Origin of the sequence: Enterococcus sp. 3H8_DIV0648 (assembly GCF_002140655.1) — a bacterium.
GTDB lineage: Bacteria > Bacillota > Bacilli > Lactobacillales > Enterococcaceae > Enterococcus_A > Enterococcus_A hulanensis.
This window is the reverse complement of sequence record NZ_NGLG01000001.1, coordinates 1627312-1631666: the sequence shown is the minus strand read 5'-3', so window position 1 is coordinate 1631666 and position 4355 is coordinate 1627312. Positions and strand designations below refer to the sequence as shown.

Annotated in this window: 5 protein-coding genes; all 5 read left to right on the top strand. The window is 37.0% G+C overall.

Features of this window, described 5'->3' with window-relative positions; translation table 11 throughout:
• Positions 1-46: 46 nt before the first annotated feature.
• Positions 47-895, top strand: coding sequence for a glucose-1-phosphate thymidylyltransferase RfbA (gene rfbA, locus A5875_RS07525; RefSeq protein ID WP_088934651.1), 849 nt, complete (start codon positions 47-49; stop codon positions 893-895).
• 11 nt (positions 896-906) lie between these two features.
• Entirely contained in the window at positions 907-1479 is a 573-nt protein-coding gene (rfbC, locus tag A5875_RS07520; RefSeq protein WP_176244720.1) for a dTDP-4-dehydrorhamnose 3,5-epimerase, read from the top strand.
• Positions 1480-1610: 131 nt separating this feature from the next.
• Positions 1611-2639 carry a dTDP-glucose 4,6-dehydratase gene (gene rfbB / locus A5875_RS07515; RefSeq protein ID WP_088933022.1) on the top strand — a complete coding sequence of 343 codons (1029 nt, stop codon included), beginning with the start codon at positions 1611-1613 and terminating at the stop codon, positions 2637-2639.
• Positions 2640-2782: 143 nt separating this feature from the next.
• Complete coding sequence (gene rfbD / locus A5875_RS07510) at positions 2783-3625, top strand: dTDP-4-dehydrorhamnose reductase (RefSeq protein WP_088933021.1); 843 nt, start codon at positions 2783-2785, stop codon at positions 3623-3625.
• 13 nt (positions 3626-3638) lie between these two features.
• Positions 3639-4355, top strand: a 717-nt coding sequence (locus A5875_RS07505) for a glycosyltransferase (RefSeq protein ID WP_254911860.1), incomplete at its 3' end; no start/stop codon positions are given.

Here is a 4355-nt window from a genome sequence, read left to right as displayed (position 1 = left end):
TCGTACAGGACAAGAGGTTACAGAGGGATCAAATACACATCTAGATGTGTATAAGAGACAGCGTTTATACCCTCTAACTAAAGCAACTTCGAAACAATTAATGCCGGTTTATGATAAACCTATGATTTACTACCCAATGTCTACATTGATGTTGGCAGGAATCAATGAAATATTGATTATCTCAACACCTCAAGATACACCACGTTTTGAAAATCTTTTTGGTGATGGACATGAATTAGGGATTCATATCGAATATGCGGTGCAAGAAAGTCCGGACGGCTTGGCTCAAGCATTTATTATTGGTGAAGATTTTATTGGCGATGATAGTGTCTGTCTAGTTTTAGGAGACAACATTTACTATGGCGATGGACTATCACGTATGTTGCAGCGTGCTGCGAAGAAGACGGAAGGTGCGACGGTCTTCGGCTATCACGTAAATGATCCAGAACGCTTCGGTGTGGTAGAATTTGATGATGATATGCAGGCTGTTTCTATTGAAGAAAAGCCTGAAAAGCCTAAGTCGCATTACGCAGTAACAGGATTATATTTCTATGACAACGATGTAGTTGAAATTGCAAAAAACATCAAACCATCCGAACGTGGCGAATTAGAGATCACTGATGTTAATAAAGAATATTTGAAGCGAAATAAATTATCTGTAGAAGTGATGAGCCGTGGTTTTGCTTGGTTAGATACGGGTACTCATGAATCTTTATTAGAAGCTTCTACCTTCATTTCGACGATTGAAAAGCGTCAAAACCTAAAAGTGGCATGTTTAGAAGAAATTTCTTATAGAATGGGCTATATTACAAAAGAAGACCTAATTGAACTTGCTCAACCATTGAAGAAAAATCAGTATGGTCAATATTTATTACGTTTAGCAGAAGAGGAATAGATATGGGGAAAATTAAAGTAACAGAAACGAATTTAACAGATGTAAAAATTATCGAACCTGCTGTATTCGGTGATCATCGCGGATTTTTCACTGAAAGTTATTCAGTAGAAGATTTTAAAGCAGCAGGGATTGATTTTGATTTTATTCAAGACAATCATTCACTTTCAACACAGCCAGGGGTTTTGCGGGGTTTACATTTCCAAAAAGGAAAATCAGCACAAACGAAGCTAATTCGGGTCGTAACTGGTGCAGTTTTAGATGTGATTGTGGATATTCGTAAAGGAAGTTCGACTTATGGAAAATGGGAAGGCTACATTCTTTCGGAACACAATCATCGTCAATTATTAGTACCTCGTGGTTTTGCTCATGGATTTGTGACACTGACTCCAAATGTCAATTTCATGTACAAATGTGACAACTATTACGATGCAGAAGCAGATGGCGGTATCTCATTTGCCGATCCAGACTTAGCAATTGATTGGCCGATTGATATCGAAAAAGCTATCACATCAGAAAAAGATGCAAAACAACCGACCTTGAAAGAATTTGAAGCTGAAAATCCTTTCGTGTATGGTGAAATTTAAGAATACTCATTCCATTTTTTCAATCTAAATGAACCGATCATTTAGTAGAATGGTATGAGTGGTTAGAATCAAACTCATTTTTCATTTCTTGAAAAATGAATATCTTATTACGAAATAGGAGTAAAGTATAGATGAAAAATATTATCGTAACAGGAGGAGCAGGTTTTATTGGCTCTAACTTTGTTCACTATGTGGTAAATAATCATCCAGAAGTTCATGTAACAGTTTTGGATAAACTAACGTATGCTGGAAACAAGGAAAATCTAGCTGGACTTCCTGAAGACCGAGTAGAACTAGTTGTTGGAGATATTGCTGACGCTGAACTGGTCGATCGTTTAGTTCAAAAGACTGATGCAGTTGTTCACTATGCAGCTGAATCACATAATGACAATTCATTAAAAGATCCTTTTCCATTCGTACAAACTAACATTATCGGTACTTATACATTGATTGAAGCGTGCCGTAAGAACAATGTTCGTTACCATCATGTTTCTACAGATGAAGTTTATGGCGATCTTCCATTGAGAGAAGATTTGCCAGGCCACGGTGAAGGAGCAGGCGAAAAATTCACGGCAGAAACGCCGTATAATCCATCAAGCCCATATTCATCAACTAAGGCTGGTTCTGATTTATTAGTTAAAGCTTGGGTTCGTTCATTTGGTTTGCAAGCAACAATCTCAAATTGTTCAAACAACTATGGTCCTTATCAACACATTGAAAAATTTATTCCACGTCAAATTACAAATATTTTGAGTGGAATTCGTCCAAAACTTTATGGTGATGGAAAAAATGTGCGTGACTGGATCCATACAAATGACCATTCTTCAGCTGTTTGGTTAATCTTAACTAAAGGGAAAATCGGAGAAACTTATTTGATTGGCGCTGATGGTGAAGAGGATAATAAGACTGTAATGGAAATTATTTTAGAAGAAATGGGCCAATCAAAAGACGCCTATGATCACGTAAAAGATCGTGCCGGTCACGATTTACGTTATGCGATCGATTCTACTAAATTACGAGAAGAATTAGGCTGGTCACCAGAATTTACCAATTTCCGTGCGGGTATGAAGGATACTATTAAGTGGTATACTGAGCATGAAGATTGGTGGCGTGCTGAAAAAGAAGCGGTCGAGAGCAACTACGCGAAAAACGGCCAATAATACAAATTAAATGAGGCAGGTGCAACCTGCCTTTTTGTTGGTTAACCTTTTTTTATTCATACCAAAATGAGTTGAATTTGAGAAGGCTATATCAAGTTGTTTAAAAGAAGCTAATTACATTACTATATAAGGAGTAGATAGATATGATCTTAATTACAGGCGGACATGGACAATTAGGAACTGAACTGCGCAATTTGTTAGATGAAAAGAAAATTGAGTACGTTTCAACTGATGCTGATCAACTGGACATTACTGATAAAGAGGCTACAAATAAGTTTATTACTGATATGAAGCCAGAAATCATTTATCATTGTGCGGCATATACAGCTGTTGATAAAGCAGAAGATGAAGGCAAGGAGCTCGATGAAAAAATAAATGTTGAAGGCACACGGAATGTGGCAGAAGCCGCAAAGGCTGCTGGTTCAACATTAGTCTATATCAGTACGGACTATGTTTTTGATGGAAAGAAAAAAGATGGCATGTATCAGGTAAACGATGCAACGAATCCGCTGAGTGAGTATGGCCGTACAAAACTTTTAGGTGAAAAAGCTGTGCAAGAAATCATGGATAATTATTATATTATCCGTACTTCTTGGGTATTCGGTATTTATGGACATAATTTCATTTACACGATGCAGAAGTTGGCTAAAACGCATGATCGCTTGACGGTTGTGAATGACCAATTTGGTCGACCAACCTGGACACGTACGTTAGCTGAATTTATGACATTTGTGATTGAAGAAAAGGCGCCTTTCGGAGTTTATCATCTATCGAATGAAAACAGCTGTTCTTGGTACGAATTTGCTAAAGAAATTCTGAAAGATACAGACGTGGAAGTAGCTCCGGTTACTTCAGAAGAATATCCGCAAAAAGCAACTCGTCCGCAGTATTCGATTATGGACTTGAGTAAAGCAAAAGAATTAGGCTTTGAGATTCCTACTTGGCAAGAGGCTTTAGCTAGTTTCCTTGAATTAGAAGCAAAATAATAAAAATTTAGAGGTGAGAAGTTTGTTTGAAATCGTGATAGTTCTGTATCAAATGACGTATCTAGAATCGTCGACGATCACCAGTTTGAACAAGCTTCTTGCTTCAAATAAATTTTCTGAAATTAAACAAGTATTGATTTTTGATAATAGTCAACAGGCTGAGGAACCTCAGGGATTGGATGAACGCTTTATTTACTATCACAGTCCGGAAAATGTGGGGTTAGCGCAAGCGTATAATTACGCTTTGAGTCAAGTCGATGAACATATTGAATGGCTAGTGACGTTGGATCAAGATACTACGCTTACAAGTGACTATTTAGAAGAATTGATTGTCCAAGCTAATAGTCAGCCGCAATCAGTTGCTGCAATAGCGCCAATCATCAGAGATAATAATCAGCAAATATCACCTGTACGCAGCGATACATTGCGTCCATTACATACAGAATTACCTAAGAGTGATCAAACATATTCTCAAGACATTATGGTAATCAATTCAGCAACTGCACTTCGTAAAAGTTTCTTAAATAAAATCGGTGGGTACAACTTAGAGTTTCCATTAGATTATCTAGATCATTGGATGAGTTGGCGAATTTTTTTTGAGAAAAATCAAATTAGAATACTTTCAACGGAATTGCAACACCAATTATCTGTATTGGATTATGCGAATCATATGAATTTTTCTCGTTATCAAGCGATTATTCAAGCTGAAAAATGCTATTATACTTTATAT